Annotated in this window: 22 protein-coding genes; 9 read left to right on the top strand and 13 right to left on the bottom strand. The window is 39.1% G+C overall.

Annotation, left to right across the window (positions count from 1 at the left end; all coding sequences use genetic code 11):
- Window positions 1-21 precede the first annotated feature (21 nt).
- Window positions 22-501 carry an HPP family protein gene (locus EHR07_RS05000; RefSeq protein ID WP_420871187.1) on the top strand — a complete coding sequence of 160 codons (480 nt, stop codon included), beginning with the start codon at window positions 22-24 and terminating at the stop codon, window positions 499-501.
- 4 nt (window positions 502-505) lie between these two features.
- Here EHR07_RS05000 and fsa read toward each other — a convergent pair whose 3' ends face one another.
- The 5 genes from fsa to purN are packed head-to-tail and all read right to left on the bottom strand — an operon-like array spanning window position 506 to window position 4,782.
- Complete coding sequence (gene fsa, locus EHR07_RS05005) at window positions 506-1,150, bottom strand: fructose-6-phosphate aldolase (protein WP_135744063.1); 645 nt, start codon at window positions 1,148-1,150, stop codon at window positions 506-508.
- A 51-nt stretch (window positions 1,151-1,201) separates the two neighbouring features.
- The gene (locus EHR07_RS05010) at window positions 1,202-1,873 is read right to left on the bottom strand and encodes a hypothetical protein (RefSeq protein ID WP_208739703.1); all 672 of its coding nucleotides are present in this window, start codon (window positions 1,871-1,873) and stop codon (window positions 1,202-1,204) included.
- Between the two features lie 43 nt (window positions 1,874-1,916).
- Window positions 1,917-2,630 (bottom strand): hypothetical protein, encoded by a 714-nt coding sequence (locus EHR07_RS05015; RefSeq protein ID WP_135744065.1) that lies wholly within the window; start codon window positions 2,628-2,630, stop codon window positions 1,917-1,919.
- Complete coding sequence (gene purH / locus EHR07_RS05020; protein ID WP_135744066.1) at window positions 2,630-4,171, bottom strand: bifunctional phosphoribosylaminoimidazolecarboxamide formyltransferase/IMP cyclohydrolase; 1,542 nt, start codon at window positions 4,169-4,171, stop codon at window positions 2,630-2,632. The genes EHR07_RS05015 and purH overlap by 1 nt, the downstream gene beginning before the upstream one ends.
- Complete coding sequence (gene purN / locus EHR07_RS05025) at window positions 4,168-4,782, bottom strand: phosphoribosylglycinamide formyltransferase (protein WP_135744067.1); 615 nt, start codon at window positions 4,780-4,782, stop codon at window positions 4,168-4,170. The genes purH and purN overlap by 4 nt, the downstream gene beginning before the upstream one ends.
- A gap of 77 nt (window positions 4,783-4,859) precedes the next feature.
- Between purN and fliS the strand changes: the two genes are divergently transcribed.
- From fliS to EHR07_RS05040, 3 genes are read left to right on the top strand one after another with little or no spacing between them, the layout of a single operon-like run.
- The gene (fliS, locus tag EHR07_RS05030) at window positions 4,860-5,306 is read left to right on the top strand and encodes a flagellar export chaperone FliS (RefSeq protein ID WP_135744068.1); all 447 of its coding nucleotides are present in this window, start codon (window positions 4,860-4,862) and stop codon (window positions 5,304-5,306) included.
- Window positions 5,307-5,324: 18 nt separating this feature from the next.
- Window positions 5,325-5,738, top strand: a complete 414-nt coding sequence (locus tag EHR07_RS05035) for a flagellar protein FlgN (RefSeq protein WP_135744069.1) — start codon at window positions 5,325-5,327, stop codon at window positions 5,736-5,738.
- Window positions 5,717-6,247, top strand: a complete 531-nt coding sequence (locus EHR07_RS05040) for a DnaJ domain-containing protein (protein ID WP_135744070.1) — start codon at window positions 5,717-5,719, stop codon at window positions 6,245-6,247. Before EHR07_RS05035 ends, EHR07_RS05040 begins: the two co-directional genes overlap by 22 nt.
- A 109-nt stretch (window positions 6,248-6,356) precedes the next feature.
- Here EHR07_RS05040 and EHR07_RS05045 read toward each other — a convergent pair whose 3' ends face one another.
- From EHR07_RS05045 to EHR07_RS05070, 6 genes are all read right to left on the bottom strand, one after another.
- On the bottom strand, window positions 6,357-7,658 hold the full coding sequence (locus EHR07_RS05045; RefSeq protein ID WP_135744071.1) for a TRAP transporter large permease: 1,302 nt from the start codon (window positions 7,656-7,658) through the stop codon (window positions 6,357-6,359).
- Window positions 7,658-8,353 carry a TRAP transporter small permease gene (locus EHR07_RS05050; RefSeq protein ID WP_135744072.1) on the bottom strand — a complete coding sequence of 232 codons (696 nt, stop codon included), beginning with the start codon at window positions 8,351-8,353 and terminating at the stop codon, window positions 7,658-7,660. The genes EHR07_RS05045 and EHR07_RS05050 overlap by 1 nt, the downstream gene beginning before the upstream one ends.
- A 21-nt stretch (window positions 8,354-8,374) precedes the next feature.
- A complete protein-coding gene (gene dctP / locus EHR07_RS05055) occupies window positions 8,375-9,382 on the bottom strand; it encodes a TRAP transporter substrate-binding protein DctP (RefSeq protein ID WP_135744073.1) in 1,008 nt (335 codons plus the stop codon).
- Window positions 9,383-9,404: 22 nt separating this feature from the next.
- A complete protein-coding gene (locus tag EHR07_RS05060) occupies window positions 9,405-10,307 on the bottom strand; it encodes a TRAP transporter TatT component family protein (RefSeq protein WP_135744074.1) in 903 nt (300 codons plus the stop codon).
- Between the two features lie 170 nt (window positions 10,308-10,477).
- Window positions 10,478-10,960, bottom strand: a complete 483-nt coding sequence (locus tag EHR07_RS05065) for an LIC11661 family lipoprotein (RefSeq protein ID WP_135744075.1) — start codon at window positions 10,958-10,960, stop codon at window positions 10,478-10,480.
- Window positions 10,957-11,577: a DedA family protein gene (locus EHR07_RS05070; protein ID WP_135744076.1), complete on the bottom strand. Its 621-nt coding sequence runs from the start codon at window positions 11,575-11,577 to the stop codon at window positions 10,957-10,959. Before EHR07_RS05070 ends, EHR07_RS05065 begins: the two co-directional genes overlap by 4 nt.
- A gap of 49 nt (window positions 11,578-11,626) precedes the next feature.
- On the opposite strand from EHR07_RS05070, the gene EHR07_RS05075 reads away from it, so the two are divergent.
- Entirely contained in the window at window positions 11,627-12,787 is a 1,161-nt protein-coding gene (locus EHR07_RS05075) for a deoxyguanosinetriphosphate triphosphohydrolase (protein ID WP_135744077.1), read from the top strand.
- 54 nt (window positions 12,788-12,841) lie between these two features.
- Entirely contained in the window at window positions 12,842-13,453 is a 612-nt protein-coding gene (locus EHR07_RS05080; protein WP_135744078.1) for a glutathione S-transferase family protein, read from the top strand.
- On the opposite strand, the gene EHR07_RS05085 is transcribed toward EHR07_RS05080, so the two are convergent.
- Both EHR07_RS05085 and argC read right to left on the bottom strand, forming a co-directional pair.
- Window positions 13,439-14,035: a nucleoside phosphorylase-I family protein gene (locus EHR07_RS05085; protein ID WP_135744079.1), complete on the bottom strand. Its 597-nt coding sequence runs from the start codon at window positions 14,033-14,035 to the stop codon at window positions 13,439-13,441. The genes EHR07_RS05080 and EHR07_RS05085 overlap by 15 nt on opposite strands.
- Window positions 14,019-15,044, bottom strand: coding sequence for an N-acetyl-gamma-glutamyl-phosphate reductase (argC, locus tag EHR07_RS05090; protein ID WP_135744080.1), 1,026 nt, complete (start codon window positions 15,042-15,044; stop codon window positions 14,019-14,021). Before argC ends, EHR07_RS05085 begins: the two co-directional genes overlap by 17 nt.
- 181 nt (window positions 15,045-15,225) lie before the next feature.
- Here argC and EHR07_RS05095 point away from each other — a divergent pair, with 181 nt between their 5' ends.
- The 3 genes from EHR07_RS05095 to EHR07_RS05105 all read left to right on the top strand — a co-directional run bounded on the left by EHR07_RS05095 (window position 15,226) and on the right by EHR07_RS05105 (window position 21,992).
- Complete coding sequence (locus EHR07_RS05095; protein ID WP_135744081.1) at window positions 15,226-15,789, top strand: Tll0287-like domain-containing protein; 564 nt, start codon at window positions 15,226-15,228, stop codon at window positions 15,787-15,789.
- A gap of 24 nt (window positions 15,790-15,813) precedes the next feature.
- Window positions 15,814-18,525 carry a PAS domain S-box protein gene (locus tag EHR07_RS05100; RefSeq protein WP_135744082.1) on the top strand — a complete coding sequence of 904 codons (2,712 nt, stop codon included), beginning with the start codon at window positions 15,814-15,816 and terminating at the stop codon, window positions 18,523-18,525.
- A 305-nt stretch (window positions 18,526-18,830) separates the two neighbouring features.
- Complete coding sequence (locus EHR07_RS05105) at window positions 18,831-21,992, top strand: efflux RND transporter permease subunit (protein WP_135744083.1); 3,162 nt, start codon at window positions 18,831-18,833, stop codon at window positions 21,990-21,992.
- Window positions 21,993-22,006 lie beyond the last annotated feature (14 nt).

The following is a 22,006-nucleotide window of genomic DNA, read 5'->3' on the forward strand; positions in this document are numbered from 1 at the left end:
CCATATAAAATCAAAGCACCACTGCGGACAGTCCGCCCGAAACGTTCCTTTCGGTTTGCGATTTGGAGTTTGATTAGTAGTACAGTATCCATTTGGTCAATATTAGCTATCACAAACTGGTTTGGACATTCTCTTCTCATCGGTTCTTTTGGAGCTACTGCTGTGCTTTTGTTTGCTGTACCAGAGGCTCCACTTTCTCAACCAAGAAATTTAATTGGTGGGCATTTGATTTCTGCAACCATTGCAGTGATCCTTGTGGCAATTTTTGGAACCAATTTTTTCACTATTGGTTTTTCTGTAGGACTTTCTATTTTTGTGATGTATTTAACTCACACCTTACACCCGCCAGGTGGTGCTACGGCTCTTATTGGAGTCATTGGGGGAGTGGGAATTGATTTTATTATTTTCCCTGTTTTGATTGGAGTGTTGATCCTACTTGTGAACGCACTCGTTGTGAATAACTTTGTCCACCACCGAAAGTATCCGGTGGTGTGGTTTTAAGTTTTTACCAGTTTAGTTTTTTTGAATCTTCTACAAACTTTGCAAGACCACTATCTGTGAGTGGGTGTTTGAAAAGCATTTCAAATACAGAATAAGGAAGGGTGACACAATCTGCTCCGCGAAGTGCTACTTCTTTGAAGTGGATGGGATGACGTACGGATGCGGCAAGGATTTGTGTTTCAATTCCATAGTTATCATAAATATCTCGGATCTCAGAAATGAGTTCCAATCCATCATACCCAACATCATCCAAACGACCCACAAAAGGGGAGATAAAACTCGCGCCAGCTTTGGCAGCAAGTAGGGCTTGGTTGGCAGTAAAACAAAGGGTTACGTTCGTTCGGATTCCTTTTTCAGCAAAAGCATTTACGGCTTTGATTCCTTCTGGAATGAGTGGAACTTTTACCACAACGTTTTCTGCAATTTTTGAAAGTTCTAAACCTTCTTTGATCATGGTCGGAGCATCTGTTGCAAGAACTTCAGCGCTCACAGGCCCTTTTACGAAACTACAAATTTCTTTGATGACTTCCGTAAATTTACGGCCTGATTTTGCAATGATGGATGGGTTTGTGGTGATCCCGTCAAGGAGGCCAAGTTCATGGACTTTCTTGATTTCGTCTATGTTGGCTGTGTCTAAAAATAAATTCATTTTGCCTCGTATGAATGGCTTGGACGAACCAAGCCTCACGAGACAAGGTAACTACGGGATTAAATCCCGCAAGGTTTTTGTTTCTTGAACACTGAAGAAATCAACATAATCCTTAGCGATGACCTCTTTTAGGTTCGCAGAAAAATAATCAATCCGGCGTGTGTAAGGAGCCTTTTTGTATCCTTCTCTCCAGACAACGGCAAATCCACCGCGGGGCGGATTTTCTCTTCTTTCCACAAGTTCCCAAATCGCAGCACCAGAAACTTTATCATCCCCAATGGATTCTTTTCTGGGTTTGCCATATTTCTTTTCCATCTTCTCTTTGATTTTTTCAGAGGGAACTAAATTGAACGTCACTCCCACAGAGAAAAGGATACCGTTTTCTCGAAATTCCGTTTGTCCATCGATGGAAGGATCGGACTCAGGTGCACCTTCTCGTTTGGGACGAACTTCTTTGAGTAACTCTGGTGTTTTATAAAAACGATAGAGATAGAAAATTCCATTTCGTTTGATGAGAAGGCTTTCCTCTTTTTTTTCATTTAAGAGTTCGATCTTTTCCTTGGAATCTGGATTGGTTGCCATTGACAAAAATTTTTCACGGATGGATTCAAAGGTCATTCCCCAAGAGGCTTCTGCAAATCCATCCAAACTATTGGGAATTTCAGTTTGGGCGTTAAGAAGTCCAGGGATTAGGAAAAGAAGGAAAACCAGATATTTCTTCATACGATTTCTATCGGTCAAAATTTCAAAAAAGAGAACTGGTTTCTTACTTAAAATCATCCTGAAAGGGGTCGTCACCCAAACCAAAATCCTCTGCTTCATTGGTAAAGGGTCCTTCCTCGTCCTCATCCCAGCCATTACTGGAAGTCGGTTCTGGGGAGGATGGTGCTCCCCAATCCTCTTCTTCTTCAAAGGAATAGGAAGGACTCTTGTCCTCAAAACTCACACCAAGGATGGGTTCCCTGTTCCAAAGGAAAATAAGAACTGGGATTTGTAAAAAAACAAGGAGTAGGTAAAACAAAAAGAAAAGGTCTCGGTCAAGGCCGTAGTGTACAGCTCCCGCCGCTAAATTTCCCAGGGCCAGACCAGAAAGTGTGGGTTTGGCAAGTGTTAGGTAACGCTCCCCCCGGTAAGCCTCTTTTAAGAAGGGAAAGGAAAAGAAAAGTGCCAAAAAGAAAATGGGCATATGGAAGATATGTTCGAAAGGCCCAGGCCCCTTTTCTCCGAGGACGGAACCAAGAAGAGACCAAAGCCAAACAAAAAGGGCACTTCCGAAAAAGGCCCCAGACCCATAAATTAAATTTCCTCCCGATTCCAAAACATCCAAACAAATGCGGAACACATCTCCGCGAATCTCTGTTAGTTCTTCTCTGCGGTAATTGGTTTTTTTAGAAAAGAATAGAATCTTTACATAATAAACAATAACTGCAGTCACCAAACAAAAGAAGGTGAGAAATAGGAGGAAAAGAAAAAATTCCATTAGTGACGGAAATGCCTCATTCCAGTAAACACCATAATCAGACCATGTTCGTCAGCGGCTTGGATGACTTCTTCATCACGGATCGATCCACCTGGTTGGATGATGGCTTTTGCTCCCACTTTGGCAATGGCATCAATTCCATCCCGGAAAGGAAAAAACGCATCACTACCTACATAAGAACCCACAACTGAAAGTCCTACTTTTTGAGCTTTCATTGCACCAAGTTCTACGGAATCCACACGAGACATTTGTCCGGCTCCAATTCCTAACGTTGAGTTTTGGTCAGTGTAAACAATGGCATTGGATTTGATAAACTTCACACAGTTCCAAGCAAACATCAAACCTTCTAAGTCATCTGCGGTTGGTTGTTTTTTCGAAACCACTTTTAGTTTGTCTTTTGTAATCAAATCATAATCACGATTTTGGATGAGAAGTCCATGGTGGAGGGAACGTAAATCAAGTTCATCCAATGCTTCGTCAAACTTAGCAATAGGAATTAAGCGGATGTTAGGTTTTTTCCCAAAGATTTCGAGTGCTTCCTCAGAAAAACTTTCTGCAATCACACCTTCCACAAAGTTCTTTGTGATTTCTTCTGCCGCATCTTTTTCCACACGACCATGAATTCCAATGATTCCCCCGAAAGCAGAAATAGGATCTGTTTTTCTGGCAAGTTCAAAGGATTCGAGAACGTTTTCGCCAAATGCAATTCCACATGGGTTTAAATGTTTTACGATCGAAACTGCATTTTTAGGAAGAAGGCTTGCCACATGAAAAGCCGCATCAAAATCCAACATATTATTGAAGGAGAGTTCTTTTCCTTGTAATGCTTCAAACTGTGATTTGATGAATAGCGGTTCATAAAACGCGGCATCTTGGTGTGGGTTTTCACCATACCTAAGTTTTTGTTTTTTATTAAAGGCAAAGGTGATTTTATCAGGGTATTTTATATCCAACTTTTTATTAAAGAAAGTGGAGATGGCTGAATCATAAGAAGCAGTTTCTGAAAAAACTTTTGCAGCATATTTAAATGCAGTTTCACGAGATACTTTTCCTTTGTTTGCCGTAAATTCGGCTTGGAAAGATTCATAATCTTTTGGGTCCGTGAGAACCACTACGTTTTTATGATTTTTTGCCGCCGAACGGAGCATAGACGGCCCACCGATATCAATATTTTCAATCGCATCTTCAAGGGTTACATCTGGTTTCATCACCGTTTTCACAAATGGGTAAAGGTTCACGATCACAAGGGTGATGGGAACAATTCCATTGGCTTCCATTTGTTTCACATGGTCTGGGTTTGTTGTGTCACCAAGGAGTCCACCATGAATTTTGGGATGGAGGGTTTTGACACGACCATGTAGGATTTCTGGAAAACCAGTGAACTCATCTACCTTTTTCACAGGAATTCCTGCTTTGGAGAGGGCATCATAGGTTCCGCCAGTGGAAAGAATTTCTACTCCATTTTTGGCAAGGAAGGAACAGATCTCGGTAATTCCGGCTTTATCAGATACGGATACGAGTGCTCGTTTGATTTCGATCATTTTAGGATTTCTACCTTTCGTTCTTTGATTTTTAATTTATCTTCACAAAACAGTTGTATAGCGAGCGGAAGTATTTTGTGTTCTTCCGCAAGGATTGCAAGGGATAGTTCTTTTTCATTCCATTCAGGGGCAATGGCAATCGCTTTTTGCAAAATGATGGGACCTGTATCTACACCTTCTTCTACAAAGTGAACGGTACATCCTGCAATTTTGACCCCGTAGTCCAAAGCTTGTTTTTGAGAGTCGAGGCCTGGGAAGGCGGGGAGGAGGCTCGGGTGGACATTGATGATTCGGTTTGGGAACCTACGTACAAATTCTGGTTTTAGGATTCGCATATAACCGCAGGCTACAATCAGGTCTGGGTCGTAACCTTCCACGATCTGGAGTAAGTCTTTGTGATACTCTTTTTTCTCCGAATAGTTGGCGTACGGAATGGTTTTTGTGGGGATTCCAAAGGATTTGGCGATGCCCAGGGCCTTCGCCTCTGGGTTGTCTGTCACAAGGGCCACCAGGTCAAGCTTTAGCTTTTTTTTACGGATGTACTCGACAGAAGCGGTAAAATTGGAACCTCTTCCCGAGGCCAAAAAAACTACACGTTTTATTTTTCCCATGTGATAATCTAAGAATATTCACTTGGGTCATTAAGCAAGTATCCTTTTTGGTCGATGGGAATACTCAGGAGAAAAAAATGTCGCTTGCGAGAAAAACCGGTGCCTCTGCTTACAATGAATACAAAGCCAATGAGATATCTACCGTTAGCCAGATCAAACTGATCGTGATGCTCTTTGACGGAGCCATTCGATTCCTCGGTGTGGCCAAAGACAATATGACTCCCCGAAAGTATGATGTTGTGAACAATAATATCATCAAAACCCAAGATATCATCACAGAACTTTTACTCTCTCTCAATATGGAAGAGGGGAAAGAAGTGGCAAACAACCTCTTGTCCTTATATGTTTATTTGAAGAAAAGATTACTCGAAGCCAATATGCGTAAGGATAAAGCTATCATTGAAGAATGTATCAAAATTCTGATTGAGTTAAAAATGTCTTGGGAAGAGTTAGAAAAAAAAGAAGCTCCCTATCCAAACACAGCTCCTGGTGCACGCCCCACGGGAATCTCCATCACTGGTTAGTGGATTTTTCACCAATTTATGATTTCCTCAAAAAAAACTACCAAACAACTTCTCCAAAAAAAGATTCAATATTTGGAATCTCTCATAACCAATCTAAAACGTGAAGAGGAATTACTTTCTTACCGTGATGCCGATTCTGCTGTGAAGCTCGAGTTTAAAAACGAATCTTTAGTGAAGAAACTAGAGGAAGTGGACCGTGAACTTTGGGAAAGGCAAGAGATGGAAGTTTATACAGAAGAGGAAATCGCGATTTCTGAAACTGTATTTGAAAGATTAGATGAAGCAAGAAACCTACAACAAAAGGTTCAAGAATTACTTGTTTTTGAAATGAATGAGAGTAAAAAAGAGTATTGGGAATTCAGTATCAAACGTAGATTGAAATCACATTTGATCCAGTCTTCCGGCCTCTCATGGACAAAAAACTACTGTTAAATGATTCCCTCCATTTTTTAGGCCTTGGCCTTGGGTTTTCTGAATCGGAACTCAAAGAATCCTACCATAAACTTGCCAAAAAATACCATCCTGATTCAGGAGAATTTACAAGTGATGTGATGTTTTTGGAATTGAAGAAACATTACGAATCCTTAAAAGACTATCTTCTCATTCATCCAGAAGAGGAGTCTTTTCTCTCTGAGAACCGAGAAAGTGGGGATCTGTTTGAAAAAGGCAATCCACAAACAAAACCTTCCAAAGATCCCGTCTTTCATGAATACAAATTGGCCAAGGAAAAAGAAACCCAGGCCATTTTACGTTATTATGAGAAACGAAACCTACATCCCATTGAACTTTCAGAAAACGCAAACAAAGAACTTGTACAGTTACGAAAAGACCTAGAACCAGTTTTATCAGTATACGCTGAGATTTTAAAAAAACATCCATCTAGCCTTTGGGCCAGTGATGCAAAAGATTCTTTAGATCGACTTCGTGTTTGGTGGAGTTAATAAAAACGCCAGAGAAAAACTCTCCGGCGTTTTCGAACTAAAGACTCTTTGGTTGCGAATCATTTCTTTCTTCGCAGAATCAAATTACCTTTGTTTCATTTTTAAAATCTTATGGTGTAGGTGCCGCTGCTTCTCCACCGAGGAGACCTAAAGAGATATCTGGAATCCAGCTGATTAGGATGAGTCCAATAAGAAATAGTCCCACAATGGGGGCTACTGATTGGATGACCTTCCCTAACGGTTGTTTGAAGATTCCGGATGCCACAAATAGGTTCACTCCCACTGGAGGTGTTAAGTAACCAATTTCCAAGTTCACAATCATAATGATTCCGAAGTGAACCGGATTGATTCCATAATTGATAGCCATTGGCGCAAGAAGAGGTGCTAATACAAGAATCGCACTCATAATATCCATAAACATTCCCACGATGAGTAACAAAATGTTCACACCGATGAGGAAAGTCACAGGGCTCGAAATGAGTTCTGACATGGTCGCTACGAGATTTTGCGGAATTTCGTTTTCGATCATGAACTTATTTAAACTCACGGCAAGGATCAGGATGAGGAATAGAATTCCCAACATCTCTGCACTTTCTGCCATGATTTTTGGAATCTTAGGAAAACTAAGTTCTTTGTGGATGAATACTTCCACAAGGATGGCATAAAATACAGCAATGGCTGCTGATTCTGTTGCTGTAAAAAATCCTGAGTAAATTCCTCCAAGGATCACCACTGGCATAAGAAGGGCAAGAACTCCTTCTTTCCAAGCTGTGCGGATTTCTGCCCAGTCCCATTTTCCACGACCAACGTTACCAGCACGTAACACGGAGTAGATCATTAGAAGTGACATGAGTAAAATACCTGGGCCGATCCCTGCAATGAATAGATCGGTTACAGAAACTCCCACCATAATCGCATACACGATCATAGGAATACTCGGAGGGATGATGATCCCAAGAGTTCCCCCAGAAGCGAGTAGACCCATAGAGAATTGAGTAGGGTATCCTGCTTTGGTTAGAGAAGGATACATGAGTCCACCGATCGCAATGAGTGTTACAGGAGAAGATCCAGAAATAGCCGCAAAGATCCCACAAGAAAAAACACCTGCGATTGCAAGTCCTGCAGGGATGGGAGCAGTCATGGCTTGTGCAATCCGAATGAGTCGTCTTGCAATACTTCCATGAGTCATTAAGTTTCCTGCAATGATAAACAAAGGAATCGCAAGAAGGATTTCTTTATCTCCCGCAAAAAACAAATCCCCGATGATACTATTCAGTTCTTGTAAAGACTCAAGAGGTGGATCTGGTAAAAAGTAATAACAATACACTGTGATGGCACCCATCAGTACAATCAGTGGTTGTCTAAGCAGAATTAAAGCAAGTAAGAGTAGGAGTATTCCCCAAGAACCCATTATTGATTCCCCCGTGAATTAGATTCGGAAAGTTCTTTTTCCGCAAGTTCCAAAGCTTCTGTGGCTTCATTGATGTCGGAAGGAATGAGGGCAGGAAAAATTCCATAACACAAATGTCTAAAACCCATAGAGAGAAAGATATAAGGGAAAATCAATTGAACTTTCCACAAATGAATTTCTGTAACTGGATTCACTTCATCTAAACTAATACTTTCTAGAACATAAATGACAGAGAGATAAGCTAAGAATAAAAAGAAAAAAGAGATCACCCACTGTTCGATTACCTTTATATAAGGTAAAAAATTCTTTGGTAATACTTTATCTGCGATTTCTGGGCGTAGGTGAGAACCTTTGGCACTAGCGAGTGCAGATCCGAAAAGACCACCCCATAACATAAAATAGAGGGAAAGTTTTTGTGCCCAAATGATTCCACCAAGGCCTAACCACTCTAAAAATCCGGAAGTTCCTCCGTGAATGGATTCGGCAATGTAAACACTCCAATCACCAACAAAACCGGCAACACTAGTGTTCGGATAGGCTTCTGAGATTTTCATTACCCAACTAAGAACTTTATCGATGACTTCCCTTTTGGAAACGTCAGCAATCATGAGAAGTGTGAGCAGAAGGAAACAAATTCCCCCCGCCCATTTCTCGCCGAAACTCAAAGTATTTAGAATTCGTTCGACGAATTTCATTTATCAATATCCTTCCTTAACTTATCCGCCGCAAGCTGCTTTTGCTTTTTGGATTTTGTCGTAGATCATTTTGGACTGACCACCGATTTTACCTACCACTTGGCCGGATACCGCATTCGCAGCAGCTTTAAATCCCGCCAAATCAGCATTAGAAGGTTCGTATACTTGAACATCTGCTTTTTTAAGCGTAGCAATCATGTTCTTTTCGATCGAACGAACTGCTTGTCTTGCGCCTGGAGCTAGTTTATTTCCTTCACCCATAAGCGTTTTCTTTTGTTCGTCATTCAGAGTGTCCCAAAACTTTTTGGAATAAAGAATCGCTGCTGGTTGGTAAATATGGCGAGTTAATGTGAAATATTTAATCGCTGTTTGCCATTCTGCTGCCAAAGTAAAGAGAGGAGTGTTATCGAATCCTTCTACCACACCTGTTTGGAGGGATGGAAGAACTTCTGGGATCGCAATCGGAATTCCACTCACACCCAATTGTTTCCAATAGGCTATATGAACGGGAGACTCTTGGATTCTGATTTTGATTCCTTTTAGATCATCAGGAGTTTTAACAGGAGCAGATTTGGTTCCAATGGAACGGTATCCATTTTCTGCCCAAGTCACAAAGATGAGTCCTTTGGATTCAAAAAGTTTGCGAAAGTCTTCCTGTAAGTGATCATCAAGAACGCAATCTGCTTGTGCATAAGAACTGAATAGGTAAGGAATTTCCAAAACATTGAGTTCTTTGACTGTATTGGCAAGTGCCCCTGCAGTAAGACCAGCACCTTGCAGTTTTCCTCGGATGACTTGTTGGAGGATTTCGTTTTCTCCACCCATTTGTCCACCAGGGTAAATTTTAAACTTAATTTGACCTTGTGATTCCGTTTCAATTTTCTTTTTGATTTTAGCAAGTTCGTTTGCCCACGGAGATCCTTCCGGTGCCACGGTTGCTAACTTAACGGTTGTTTGAGCAAATAAACCCCCACTGATGGTGAGGGTAATACTTACACAAACTAAATACTTTAATTGTTTTAAAAACATCTAGTTCTCCTAGTAAATTTGATTATAGTTCGTCGAGTAATTTCTTAGCTTTACGTTGTTCTACAATTTGATCTGCTTCGATTTCAGGAAGGGAAGATGCTTTGCCTTTGATTACAAATTCTAATTGTTTTTTGAATTTGTCTTCATTTCCTTTGAGGCGGCTTTCTGCATACAATACACGTACGGCAAAGTAGTTAGGATGTTTTGCAATAGCTTCTTCGAACAATTTGTCCGCTAGTTTTTTATCTCCAGTGGGAGAAAGTGCGTTACTTGCTGCATCATATCTAAGGGTTGCTGAGTAAAAATACTCTTTACCCATTGCTTTTTCGATTTCTTTTGCACGGTTGATCATTGCTGAAAATTTAGAACGATTGGATAGAAGAGTTGTAAAACCTACCATTCTTGACCACTTTGCAAGAGATGCATATCTCCAATAAAGAGCATCGATATCTTGTGGTCCAAGCGCATCCAATGCTTTTTCGATCTCTAGTTTTTCTTTCACAACTTTGTCACGAAATTTAGGATTCATCGCGAGAGCGGCTTCACACCAAGTCACTGCAGCATCGTAGTACTGGATGGATTCTTCTTTTACTTTTTCATCTGTATCGGCATCACCTGTAAGTTTTAACCAAAGGTGTCCGTCACTTAAGAGATAGTTTCCACGGCAAAGTAAGACTTTTACATCAGAGTACTGAGGGTTCTCTAAAGCGAATTTTTCTAAACCAACAAGGGCTTGTCTTAGGTCTTGTTCGTTTTGACGGTTCTTCCAAAGTTTTTCAAGGTCCGCTGGAAGTTTTGCTGGGGTTGTTGCTCTTTCTACATTTGAGTCAGAGATTTTTACCGATCTTGATTTTCCACAAGCAACCACAGACAAAAGTACGAGACCTGCCATTGCTATTTTTGACCAATGTTTTGTTTGGTACATTTTGTATCATCCTCCAAAGATTTTTGGGATGGAAACATCCCTTTCTATTTGTATCCTCATGTTTGGACTTTGGGGCAAAAATTTAGAAAAATTCTAAAAAAAGCACAAAGAATTCCCATGATTCCGGAAAAAAATACATGCATTTGACTTAAATGCAAGAAAGTTTTATTTTAAGGGACAATAAGAGCATTAGAGGAAGGGGAAACCTTAAAGGAACTATTGCTATTTTGGAGATTGACAGCAAGGCCCAGGGTTCGCATGGCGATGTAGGTTCCCGGCGTCAGCGTGGCAAAAATCCTACAACTGACTCCTGTTGCATTGTCCTTTTGTGAGGGATCAATCTCAAACGTGTATTCCACTGGTTGGACGATCGTAGAGGAGGCCAAAACACAATCGGTTCCTAAGTTGAGATCAGTGGGGTTTTGGACTTCTTTTTCCGAAATCCCAGAGTAGAGACGGTATCCCTGGAAGATAAATTCAGGGTTTTGGGCTCTGACTTTGATCGTAAAATTGGAGTTTCCATTATTGGTAATGGATATGAGAGTCGGGGGGGCTTGGACCGAGGCCGTTGTGGAGTAGTTTGTACATCCAAACCCGAAAAGGAACACTAATACCGCAAATGAGTAGCGGGAAAAAAAAGATACAATCTTCATTTTTCTCCTCTTTCTTCCCGGTGTTTCCTCCGCCACCATAAGAAGGCAAGGACTAGAATGGCTAGGGCCACAAGACTGAGGATGATGGTTTGGCCGTTTCGAACCCAACCCATTAGTTCTTCAAAATTATGAGCAAAATAATATCCCAAGTAGACCCAAATGGGGACAGAGATGAGAGCAGCAAATCCGTCCGTCAGTAAAAACAATAGAAAACTAATTTGTTTGGAAGTGCCGGCGGTAAAGAAAATAGGCATTCGCAGTCCTGGCATAAAACGTCCGAAAAAGACCACCCAACGACCATATTTTTTGAATTGTTCACGCACTTTGTCAAATCGTTCGGGATGGAGGACAGTTCTGAGTATGGGAAGAGTGAGGGCTTTTTCGCCGTAGTAACTACCTAACCAAAATACAAAACTATCTCCAAGAAGGACACCGGCCATTCCCACAAAAAACATAATGTGAACATTGGCATAACCTAGGCCAGAGATGACTCCGCCGGCAGTAAGAGAAATATCTTCAGGAACCGGAAGACCGAATCCACAAAGGATCAGAATTCCAAAAACGGCAAAATAACCGTATTGCATAAAAATGGAAACTAGAGTTTGTAGAAAGTCCATGAGGGATTTATACTGATTTTATGGTTTCGTTGAAAAAGGAAAGAGATTTATGAAGAAAGGGAGAAACTGGCTCCTAGAGGAAGAAGAAAAAATCCTTGCTCCTTATGCTGTGCACAGCAAAAATCCTGGAGAAAGGGAGTATTCTGAACCGGAACATCCCTACCGACTTCCTTTTCAGAGAGATCGCGATCGTATCATCCACTCACATGCCTTCAAACGTTTGGAATACAAAACACAGGTTTTTGTTTATTCTGAAGGGGATCATTTTCGTAACCGACTTACCCATACATTAGAAGTGGCTGGAATTTCTAAAACCATTTCCAAAGTTCTTGGACTCAATGAAGATTTAAGTGAAACCATTGCTCTTGCACATGACCTAGGCCATTCTCCGTTTGGTCATGCCGGCCAAGAGGCACTTTCTGATTTGATGCGAGGTAAAGGCGGGTTTGAACACAACAAACAATCACTGCGTGTGGTTCAGAAATTGGAACGTCGTTACCCTGATTTTCCTGGCCTTAATCTTTGTGGAGAGACATTGCTTGGAATCATGAAACATGGTGGCGATTATGAAAAATCGGAACTACTTGATGTTAGGCGTGGATTCGGTCCTTCTTTAGAAGCAATGGTGGTCGATTGTTCTGATGAAATTACTTATAGTGCACATGATTTAGAAGATGGATTGGAAAGTGGACTTCTTAAACTCTCCGATGTTAAGGATTTAAAAGTTTGGAAACGAATGGAAGATTCCCTTCCTAAAACAAATCTTTCTAATATCAATTCTATTTCTCGATCTGCAGGACGGGTAATACTGAACCTAATGGTTTCTGATTTAATTGAAAGTATCGAATCTCTTTTACAAAAATATTCTATAAATTCAAGAGAAGATGTTTCTTTGGCATTTCAAAACCAATGGAAGTTAGTCCAGTTTTCAGAAGAATTTCAAATCGAATTTTTGGAGCTTAAATCCTATTTGTTTTCAAAACTCTATCGCCATCCAGAAGTATCTCGTATGAGTGAAAGAGGGAAAGAAACAATTCACTTACTCTTTAAACATTTTGAATCGAATCCAGAATCCATTCCCGAATCTTATCGGAATCGTGAAGATGAAGAAGGAAGGGCGCGAGTCATTTGTGATTACATTGCAGGAATGACGGACCGGTATGCTATTGAGAAATTAAAACGAGAAGGGATTCTTTGGTTTCCTTATTAAGGGATTAAAATCATAGGTAGGATTATCGAATTTTATTTTTTTGGAGAAATTTGAATGTATCAGTTATATGCTCATCCCCGTTCCACTTATAGTATGCGTGTACATATCTATTTGCGATATAGAAATCTTCCTTATGAAACGATAACGATTGCTTTAGACAAATTAGAAAATAGGAAAAGACCATTTTTACAAATTAATCCTTATGGGAAAGTTCCCGTATTGAAAGATGATGATTTTTTACTTGCAGAATCTTCAGCTATTATCCGTTACCTGGAAGAGAAACATTCATTTACGAATCCTTTTTTTTCGGAAGATTTGCGGTCAAGAGCACTTCTCAACCAAGCCATCAACCGTTGTGAGTCAGAGTTTTGTTTTCCTGGTAGTGTTATTTATTTTTCTAAAAAATTTGTTTCACCTGAAAAATGGGATACAAATCGGATGAAAGATTCTTCCAAACGAATCGGAAGGCATTTGGATATTTTAGAAGGGATTTTGGAAACAAATGAGTATCTTCACGAAAACCAATTTGGGTTTTTAGAGATTCTTTATGCTCCTTTTATCAAAAATATAGATATGATGGAAACTAAACTTCCACTTCCCGTTGAAAATTGGATCAAACGAGTGTTAGCAAATGAAAGTGTCAGTGAGGTTTTAGGTAAGGGATAGAATTTTATTTTGTAATGAGTGGGAGAGACTTTTCCAGTTTTTGACCCAATCATTGGATCCATTTGGCCCCACAAGATTGGTCACGGCTAAATAGGCTGTTACGGTCACGGAAAATTTACTGGCAACTTTAGAAATTCCAAAAAGTTCCAAATTTTCAATTTCTAGATTTTTCCACGATTCTTCTGGAGGATTTTTTAAATCGATTAGGGTGATGGTTGTGGGAGCATTACATGTTGTGATTTGTAGCGATTTGTCTGGTGTCATCTCGTAAAATTCGGGAGATTCAGGGATTTGTTTGGATAATTTTAGGGCATGGGAAATTTCTTTCGAATATACTCTGTTTGGTGAAATAAAGGATCCGATTCTGATTCCACTCCATTCGTAAGCACCACAAGATCCAAAAAAAACAATGTGTCTGATGTTTCTGTTTTTAGAAATATATTCTGAAAGTTGGACTGCCGCTTCTAAATTTCCAATTCCCATTACCTCTAAATAAGGAAACTGATTTGAAGCCTTAAGGAGATTAATTTCTCCTTCAAAGGCTCCAGTAACAAGTGTTTGGTTTTTAATAAAGGGTAACAAGTCCCTCTGTTTCTGGATATCCATACATCAAATTGAGGTTTTGTAGTGCTTGGCCTGCTGCCCCTTTCACTAAATTGTCGAGTGCTGAGGTAATGACCAGTGTGTTCCCTTTGATGCGATATCCTAAATCAAAAAAGTTAGTATTTTGTACCTTTCTGATTTCAACTTCTTCCGGAGTTTTGTATAACCTAATAAAGGGTTCTTTCTCATTTGCAGTTTCCAATTTCTCTTGGACTTGTTCTGCGCTAATTCCCTTGGGAAAGGAAATGTAAATGGTTGCAAGGATTCCTCTGTAGATTGGAAGTAAATGTGGTGTAAAAAGAATTTCTTTTTCTTCGGTTCCCACAAATCCATATTCTTCCATTTCTGGTTCATGTTGGTGGGTTAAAATTTTATAAGCACGGAAATTTTCATATACATTGGTATATGCATATTTGATTTCCTCAGTCCTTCCTCCAGCACCGCTGACACCCGATTTTGCATCCACAATGACAGGTCCTTGGATTTCTTTTCTAAGATTTCCAAGTAGGGCAATGGGTAAAATAGCAGAGGTCGCATAACAACCAGGATTCGAAACAAAGTTCGCATTTTTTAGTTTTTCTCTAAAGAGTTCTGGTAACCCGAAAACCACTTGGTCCATCAAAGAGAACTGTGTATGAGTAAACTGATAGGCTTTTTCGAATTTGTTTTGATTGTGGAGTCGGAAGGTTCCAGAGAGGTCGATTACCTTTCTTCCTTCGTTTAAAAACTCAGGTGCTTTTTCAAGGGATACTTCATTGGGAGTGGCAAGGACAATTCCAACATCCTTAGGAACCGGTGTATCATGTTTATGAAATTCTAAATCAGGTAAATGGCTTAGGTCAGGAAAAACTTCTCGAATGTGTTTCCCGTTCACTTGATTGGATGTGACATGCACCAACTCAAAACCGGGATGATGAGCAAGAAGTTTCGTAAGTTCTTTCCCGGTAAGACCACCAGCACCAATGATTGCAATTTTTGTTCGTTTCATAGAGGGAACTTAAAGTCAAGATTTAAAGATTGGTTTGTGTTGTCAAACGGCTCTATTCTCGAATTGTGTTGATTTTTTTAATACTTCCTGTCTTTTCAAAGAGTTTTTGAAACAGCTGGGGCTTTGTATTTAAACTTGCAGAAGAGAAAAAAAGGATTAAGATTTTATTTGAGAGGTTGGGATGAATAGAAATTCGAAAAAAACGTTGGGATCTGTGGTAACGGTTTTTATCCTTTTGGCAAACTTCGGTTGTCGAAAGCCAGACTATGAGGCAATGGCAATGGATATCACCAAAGAAGCCAAAACCAATTTGGTCCAAAAATTAACGAATGCGCTTGCCGAGGGTGGCACCAAACAGGCCATCCCATTTTGCAAACAAAATGTTATGGCTTTTACCAGTAACTTAGGTTCGAAAAAAGGGGTTCTTCTTCGTCGAATCTCTGATAAACCAAGGAACCCTATGAATCTTGTTACAGACGAAGAAAAAAAAATATTTTTAGAGATCAGTGGAAACCCCACAAAGGAAGGTGAGTATCCAGTAAAAACGGTAACAGCGGATCATACGGTCACCGTTTATGTTCCGATTCCTACTGTTGGTTTGTGTCTACAGTGTCACGGGGAGCCAAATGTAGACATCAAAAAAGAGACCTTAGATGTTTTACAAAAAGAATATCCTGGTGATCTTGCACGTGGGTACAAGGTAGGAAATTTACGAGGACTATTTTCCGTGCAGTTTACCAGGTAAAGTTACTATCGCAAAAAAGTAACAATGAATCCAATTACATTAATTTCAGGCAAACAGGAGTTATGTGAACTTGTTTTAGAATATGGTTTACATGGGTTTTTGGTATGGGATACATCCATTGGAGTGGTGTATCCAAGTCCTGTGGCCTCCAAGTCTATGGGACTTCCCCGCGAACAGTCTTTTCCTGTAGAATGTATTCTGACTCATTCAGGTGTTTTATTAGATACTGCTTTCACAAATAAACAATCTCTCATTGGTCGAATTTGTTTTGATCCAAGTAATAGTGCAGGTTTTCCCTATCGTTTTCATTCCAAAGAATTTATGGAAGCTGGGAAAAAGTTTATTCTTCTTGCTTTGGACACAACGATCGATGGTTCAATAAGTCAAGATCCGCATATCATTCAATCAACTGAGTTTTCAAGGGATTTGTTCTCCTCTTCTTTTCGTAATTCCAGTATTGGTATGGAAATTGAAAATCCGCATGGAGAAGTGATTGAGGTAAATTCAACTTTTTGCCAATGGCTTGGATATACGGACAAAGAATTAAAAACAAAATCAATTTCTGATATAACGCATCCAGAGGATTTAGATTTAGAACTTTCTTATTTAGAAAAACTAAGTCGTGGTTTGATTCAGAATTTTCAGATTAAAAAACGTTACATTACAAAAGACAACCGATTGATTTGGGCAGTGTTGAATAAATCGATCATTCGCGATTATTTAGGAAATCCTGTTTATTACCTCTCCCAAATATTAGATATTTCTGAATCCTTACAAGCAGAGATGGAGTTACAAAATATTTCTAGGTTACTCGACCAAGTTGCAGGTCTTGCAAAAATTGGAGGTTGGGATTTAGACTTAAGGACGAATAAGGCAAATTGGACAAACGTAACAAAACAAATTCATGAGGTAGATGAAAATTATATTCCGAGTGTGGGTGAAGGTCTTCAGTTTTTTCAGTCAGAAGAAAGTAAACAAAAGATATCAGATGCAGTTTCCTTACTTCTTGCGGAAGGAAAAGAATACGATTTAGAATTGGAAATGGTCACTGCAAAAGGGAACCAAACTTGGATACGAACCATTGGGCGTGCCGAGTATGAAGCCGGAAAAATTGTAAAAATTTACGGGATCATCCAAGATATCAATGAACGTAAAAAATGGGAAATGACATTAGCTGCCCAAACATCGATTTTGTGGTCTTTTGTGGAACATGCACCTGCCGCCGTAGCCATGTTAGACCTAGAGATGCGTTATGTTGCACTCAGTCAAAGGTGGATTGAAGATTATAAAATCCCCCTTTCTAAAGAAGAAATCATTGGAAAAAGTCATTATGAAATTTTTCCAAATATTAGTCAGGAATGGAAAGAGATCCACTCTAGAGGTTTACGTGGAGAAGTTTTAAAAAGAGATGAGGATGTATGGAGGCCACCTGGTTGGGATAAAGACCAGGTGATCCAATGGGAAATTCGTCCTTGGAGTAAACTTGGTGGTGGAGTTGGTGGGATATTAATGTTTACGCGAGATATTACCGAAGCGTATGAAACCAAACTAGAGTTAAAAGCTGCTAAAGAATTTGCAGAAAAAGCATATAGTGCCAAATCAGAATTTTTGGCAAATATGAGTCATGAAATTCGAACACCTCTCAACGGAATCATTGGTTACTCCGATTTACTTGCAGAGACATTGGAAGATTCTTCTTATAATGAATATGCACAAATTGTAAAACAATCGGCGCATGCCTTATTAAATATTGTTAACGATGTTTTGGATTTTTCCAAAGCAGAAGCAGGTAAGTTAAAACTAGCAGAAGAACCCTATAATTTGAAAAAATTAGTTTTAGAGGCAATCAAAATTATGAATATCCAAGCCCTCATTAAGGGACTTGATATTCATTTTCATATTGATGAAAATATTCCGCCACTTCTCATGTTTGATGCGAATCGATTAAGGCAGATTCTTTTAAACTTACTCGGGAACGCCATCAAGTTTACAGAAACAGGTTTTGTTGAATGTAAAGTAACAAATCTAGAAAATTCAGATACTAAATCTGTAAAACTTAGAATCTCTATTCGGGACACAGGAATCGGAATCGCGAAAGAAAGCCAGGAAAAGATTTTTGATTCTTTTACTCAAGAAGATTTCTCCACCACACGTCGGTTTGGTGGTACTGGTCTTGGGTTAGCAATTTGTAAACAATTACTTGCGCTGATGAAGTCTGATTTGCACTTAAAAAGTGAATTAAATCAGGGTAGTGAGTTCTATTTCGATATAATTTTACGAATTCCTGAATTTGATCCGCAACTAAAACCAACAGAATCACAAAAAAATGATTTGCAACTAAGTGGAAATCATTCGAACGAAATGGATGGAAATTCAAAAATCTTAGTGGTGGAAGATAATCCCGTGAATTTGGGACTTATGCGAAATTTTATCAAAAGAATTTTTCCTGAGGTGAAAATTTTAGAGGCGCAAAACGGCGAAGAAGCCATTCAAGTTTTTTTAGAAGAATCTCCATCGCTCATCCTTATGGACATCCAGATGCCCGTGATGAATGGATATGATGCAACCAAAGAAATTAGAAAACTCCCAAATGGTAAAAATATACCAATCATTGCGGTGACCGCAGGGATCATTGCCGGGGAAAAAGAAAAATGTTTTCAATTGGGAATGGATGATTACGTCAGTAAACCCGTTCATAAAGAAACACTAAAACAAACCCTCTTAAAATGGTTATGAACTTTAATAACCTTTTTTTTCGAAAAATGGAAGATAAAACAAAAACACCAGGACAGAAGTTTCCTTTGTTCAGTTTATGAAACAACGACTAAAATCAGTTTTGTCGATTTGCTAAATTACGACAAAGAAATGACACAACTTGCTTTGTGGACACTTTAGGACACCGTGTTTTCCTTTGTTTTGACCCTTAATGTTCAGAAATTCCGTTCCAAAAAACAAAATCTGTTGTTTTTCCAATGTTCCATTAAAAACTGACTAGTTAGTCAACATTTTTGTTTTTAGATACACTTTTTGGGAAGTAGCGAATGCAGAACATTGCAAAATTCATTACCGATAAAACTCTTATCGTTCAGTTCATTTTAGTCCTACTCGTTTTGATTGGACTTTCCCGTTTACTTTCAATGCATAGGGAAGCATTCCCGAATGTGGCTCTAGATAAAATTGTCATCGAAGCACCATTACCGGGAGCCACTCCTGAAGAGATTGAACGATTGGTTGCGATTCCCATTGAAAAGAAATTACGTGCTGTCGCAAAGATTGATAAAATCAGAAGTTATAACTTAGAAAATGTTAGTGTGATTATGATCTTCATTGTAGAAGGGACAAAAAACACAAAAAAAGTTTTGGATGATGTGAAAGACGCCGTAGATTCTGTGCGGCTTCCCGATAACGCACAAAAACCTAAGGTGCGAGAAATTACCACTGAAAAACAGGAAGTTATCAGCCTTTCACTTACTTTAAAAGATAACTCCAAAGATTCAATCGCCGATTACCGCGTGTTACGTGATACAGCCAAGGCTTTTGAGGATAGATTTTTCCAGGTAAAAGAAATCGCCGAAATTGAAAAAATTGGATATCGGAACCGTGAGTTCCTTGTAGAAGTAGATCCAAAAGTTTTAAACGCAAAAGAAGTTGGTTTGAATACGGTTCTGAATGCCTTGGGTTCACGGAATATAAACATTCCTTCTGGAAGACTTAAAGTGAATGGAACCGAATATCTTTTGCGTACCCGAGGGGATTTTGAAGAAGCGAAAGATATGTTATCTGTTCCGATTCTTGGAAATGAATTTGGTTTTGCTACCGTTTTAAAAGATATTGCTAAAGTCGTAGATGGTTTTGAAGAAGAAAAAACTTATGAAAAACTAAATGGAAAACACAGTATTATTTTGAGGGTTTGGAAAACAGACCAAGCGGATATCATTACCACTGCCGATACAGTGAAAACTTTAGTAACTTCGATGCAGGGAAACTTCCCAGATGTAGATATTCAAATCTATGATGACAAAAGTAAGGACGTTCGTCGCCAACTTGGAGACTTAATTTTAAATTTTGAGACAGGTCTTGTTCTCGTACTTTTATCACTGATTTTTATATTAGGAATGAGATTAAGTTTAATGATTAGCGTTGCGATCATATTTATTTTTCTCATAGCATTTATCTTTTTGAAGCAGTTTGGTTTTACGATCAATACGATTACGATTTTTGGAATGGTAATGGTTTTAGGTATGATGGTAGACAATTCCATTGTTGTAGCTGAAAACACATACCGGCTCATGCAGGAAGGAAAGGAAAGGCGAGAGGCCATCTTACAAACATTTAAAGACGTACTCGTGCCTCTTTTAGTATCGTTTTTAGTCATTTCTGCTGCTTTTTTCCCACTTTTGTTTATGAGTGGGGTGATCGGAAAGTTTATTTTAGGAATTCCAGCCGTTGTTCTTGTAACGCTTGCTAGTTCTCTACTTTTTGCTCTAGTGTTTTTACCAAATTGGCTGAATTTATTTTTGCCGAAATCATTTCAAGGAGCCATCAAAAAGAACGAATCAATCGAAGAGAAGGAAGGGGCATTTGGATATGTCATTTCTGCTTACAAACGAACTATGGGTTTTGCTCTAAAACATAGAGTTTTTGTTCTCGCTATTTTTACTTTTATCTTTTTCTTCACTTTGTTCCTTGCGGGAAGATTTTTACCTTTTGTGATGTTTCCGTCTGGTAGCGAAGAAGATATCGAAGTTAAAATTTGGATGCCAATCGGAACCACACTTCAGAAAAACCTTGATATCATTGAAAAAATGGAACCTGTGATTACTACAATGGCAGGTAAAGATTTTGTGCATCTTCGTAGTCGAATTGGAATTCATGAAAATCCGATTACAGATCCAAAACCTGGACAAGAGGTTCATAGATCTCACCTAACAATGAAACTAGTCACTGCTGCAGATAGGAAAGAATGGGAAGATGCAAGGGCTCTTGTAAAAAAAATTCGCGATTATATTGAAGAAAACAAAGTATCGGGAAACTTCCCTAAAGACATGATTTATGATGTGAATGCCAAAATCAAAGGACCACCCGTTGGAAAACCTGTGAGTTTGGAGATTCGCGGTGCTGAGTTTGGTGTCATTCAGGAGATTGCAGATCTTTATACCAAAGAACTTAAAAAAATGGAAGGCGTTTCTGACATTCGGATCGACCTGGAACTTGGAAAAGAAGAATACCGATTCTTTGTTAAAGATGAAATTGCTGGTAGAACCGATGTAAGTGCAAGAGATATTGCAAGATCGGTTCGCACTGCCTTTAACGGTGAAGTTGCCTCCACGATTAGTAAAGGGGAAGATAAAATTAATATTTTAGTGAGGTTCCCTGAAAAAGAAAGACAGTCTGTTTCTAGTTTGAATTTAGTAAAAGTGGAAAACAGAAACAGAAGGTTGATTCCTTTAAACCAAGTGGCGTATTTTGAAAAGGATCGCGATTATTCGATGATCAACAGGCAAGATTTACAACGTGTCGTTCGTTTGGAAGCTTCTGTTGATACAGATAAAACGACTTCACTTTTTGTGAACCGACAACTAAAGAATCTTGTGAATATAGATAAATATACTGCGAAATCTTATTCGGTGATTTTTGGTGGGGAACAAGAAGATGCGGGTAAGTCATTTCGTGATTTAGGAATTTCCATGTTACTTGCAGTGGCTGTAATTTTTGGAATTTTTATCGTGTATTTTAATTCCATAGGAACAACGACAGTGATCATCGGTTCCATTCCTTTTGGAATTGTGGGAGTTCTTTTTGCTCTTATGACACATGGAATGCCACTTAGTTTTATGAGTACTTTAGCCATTGTCGCACTCAGTGGATCGATTGTTGCCAACACTCTTATTCTCATTACCTTCATCGAAGAACTTAGGTTACAAGGAATGTCGATTGAAGATGCGATCATCAATGGTGGAGCCATTCGTTTGCGTCCCATTTTTTTAACTACCATTAGTACAGTGATTGGTCTTGTTCCAAGTGCTTACGGAATTCCGACTTTGGATCCATTTGTCCAACCGTTATCACTTGCTTTTGGGTGGGGATTGTTTTTTGCCACAGGTGTGACTTTGATTTTTGTTCCGGTGTTGTACAGAATCAAAGAGGATTTTAAACATATTTTTTCTAAGATTTCTTTTGCTAAGTTTGTAAGAAAAGTTTAGAATCTGATTGGTAA

Origin of the sequence: Leptospira bandrabouensis (genome assembly GCF_004770905.1) — a bacterium.
Taxonomy (GTDB): domain Bacteria; phylum Spirochaetota; class Leptospiria; order Leptospirales; family Leptospiraceae; genus Leptospira_A; species Leptospira_A bandrabouensis.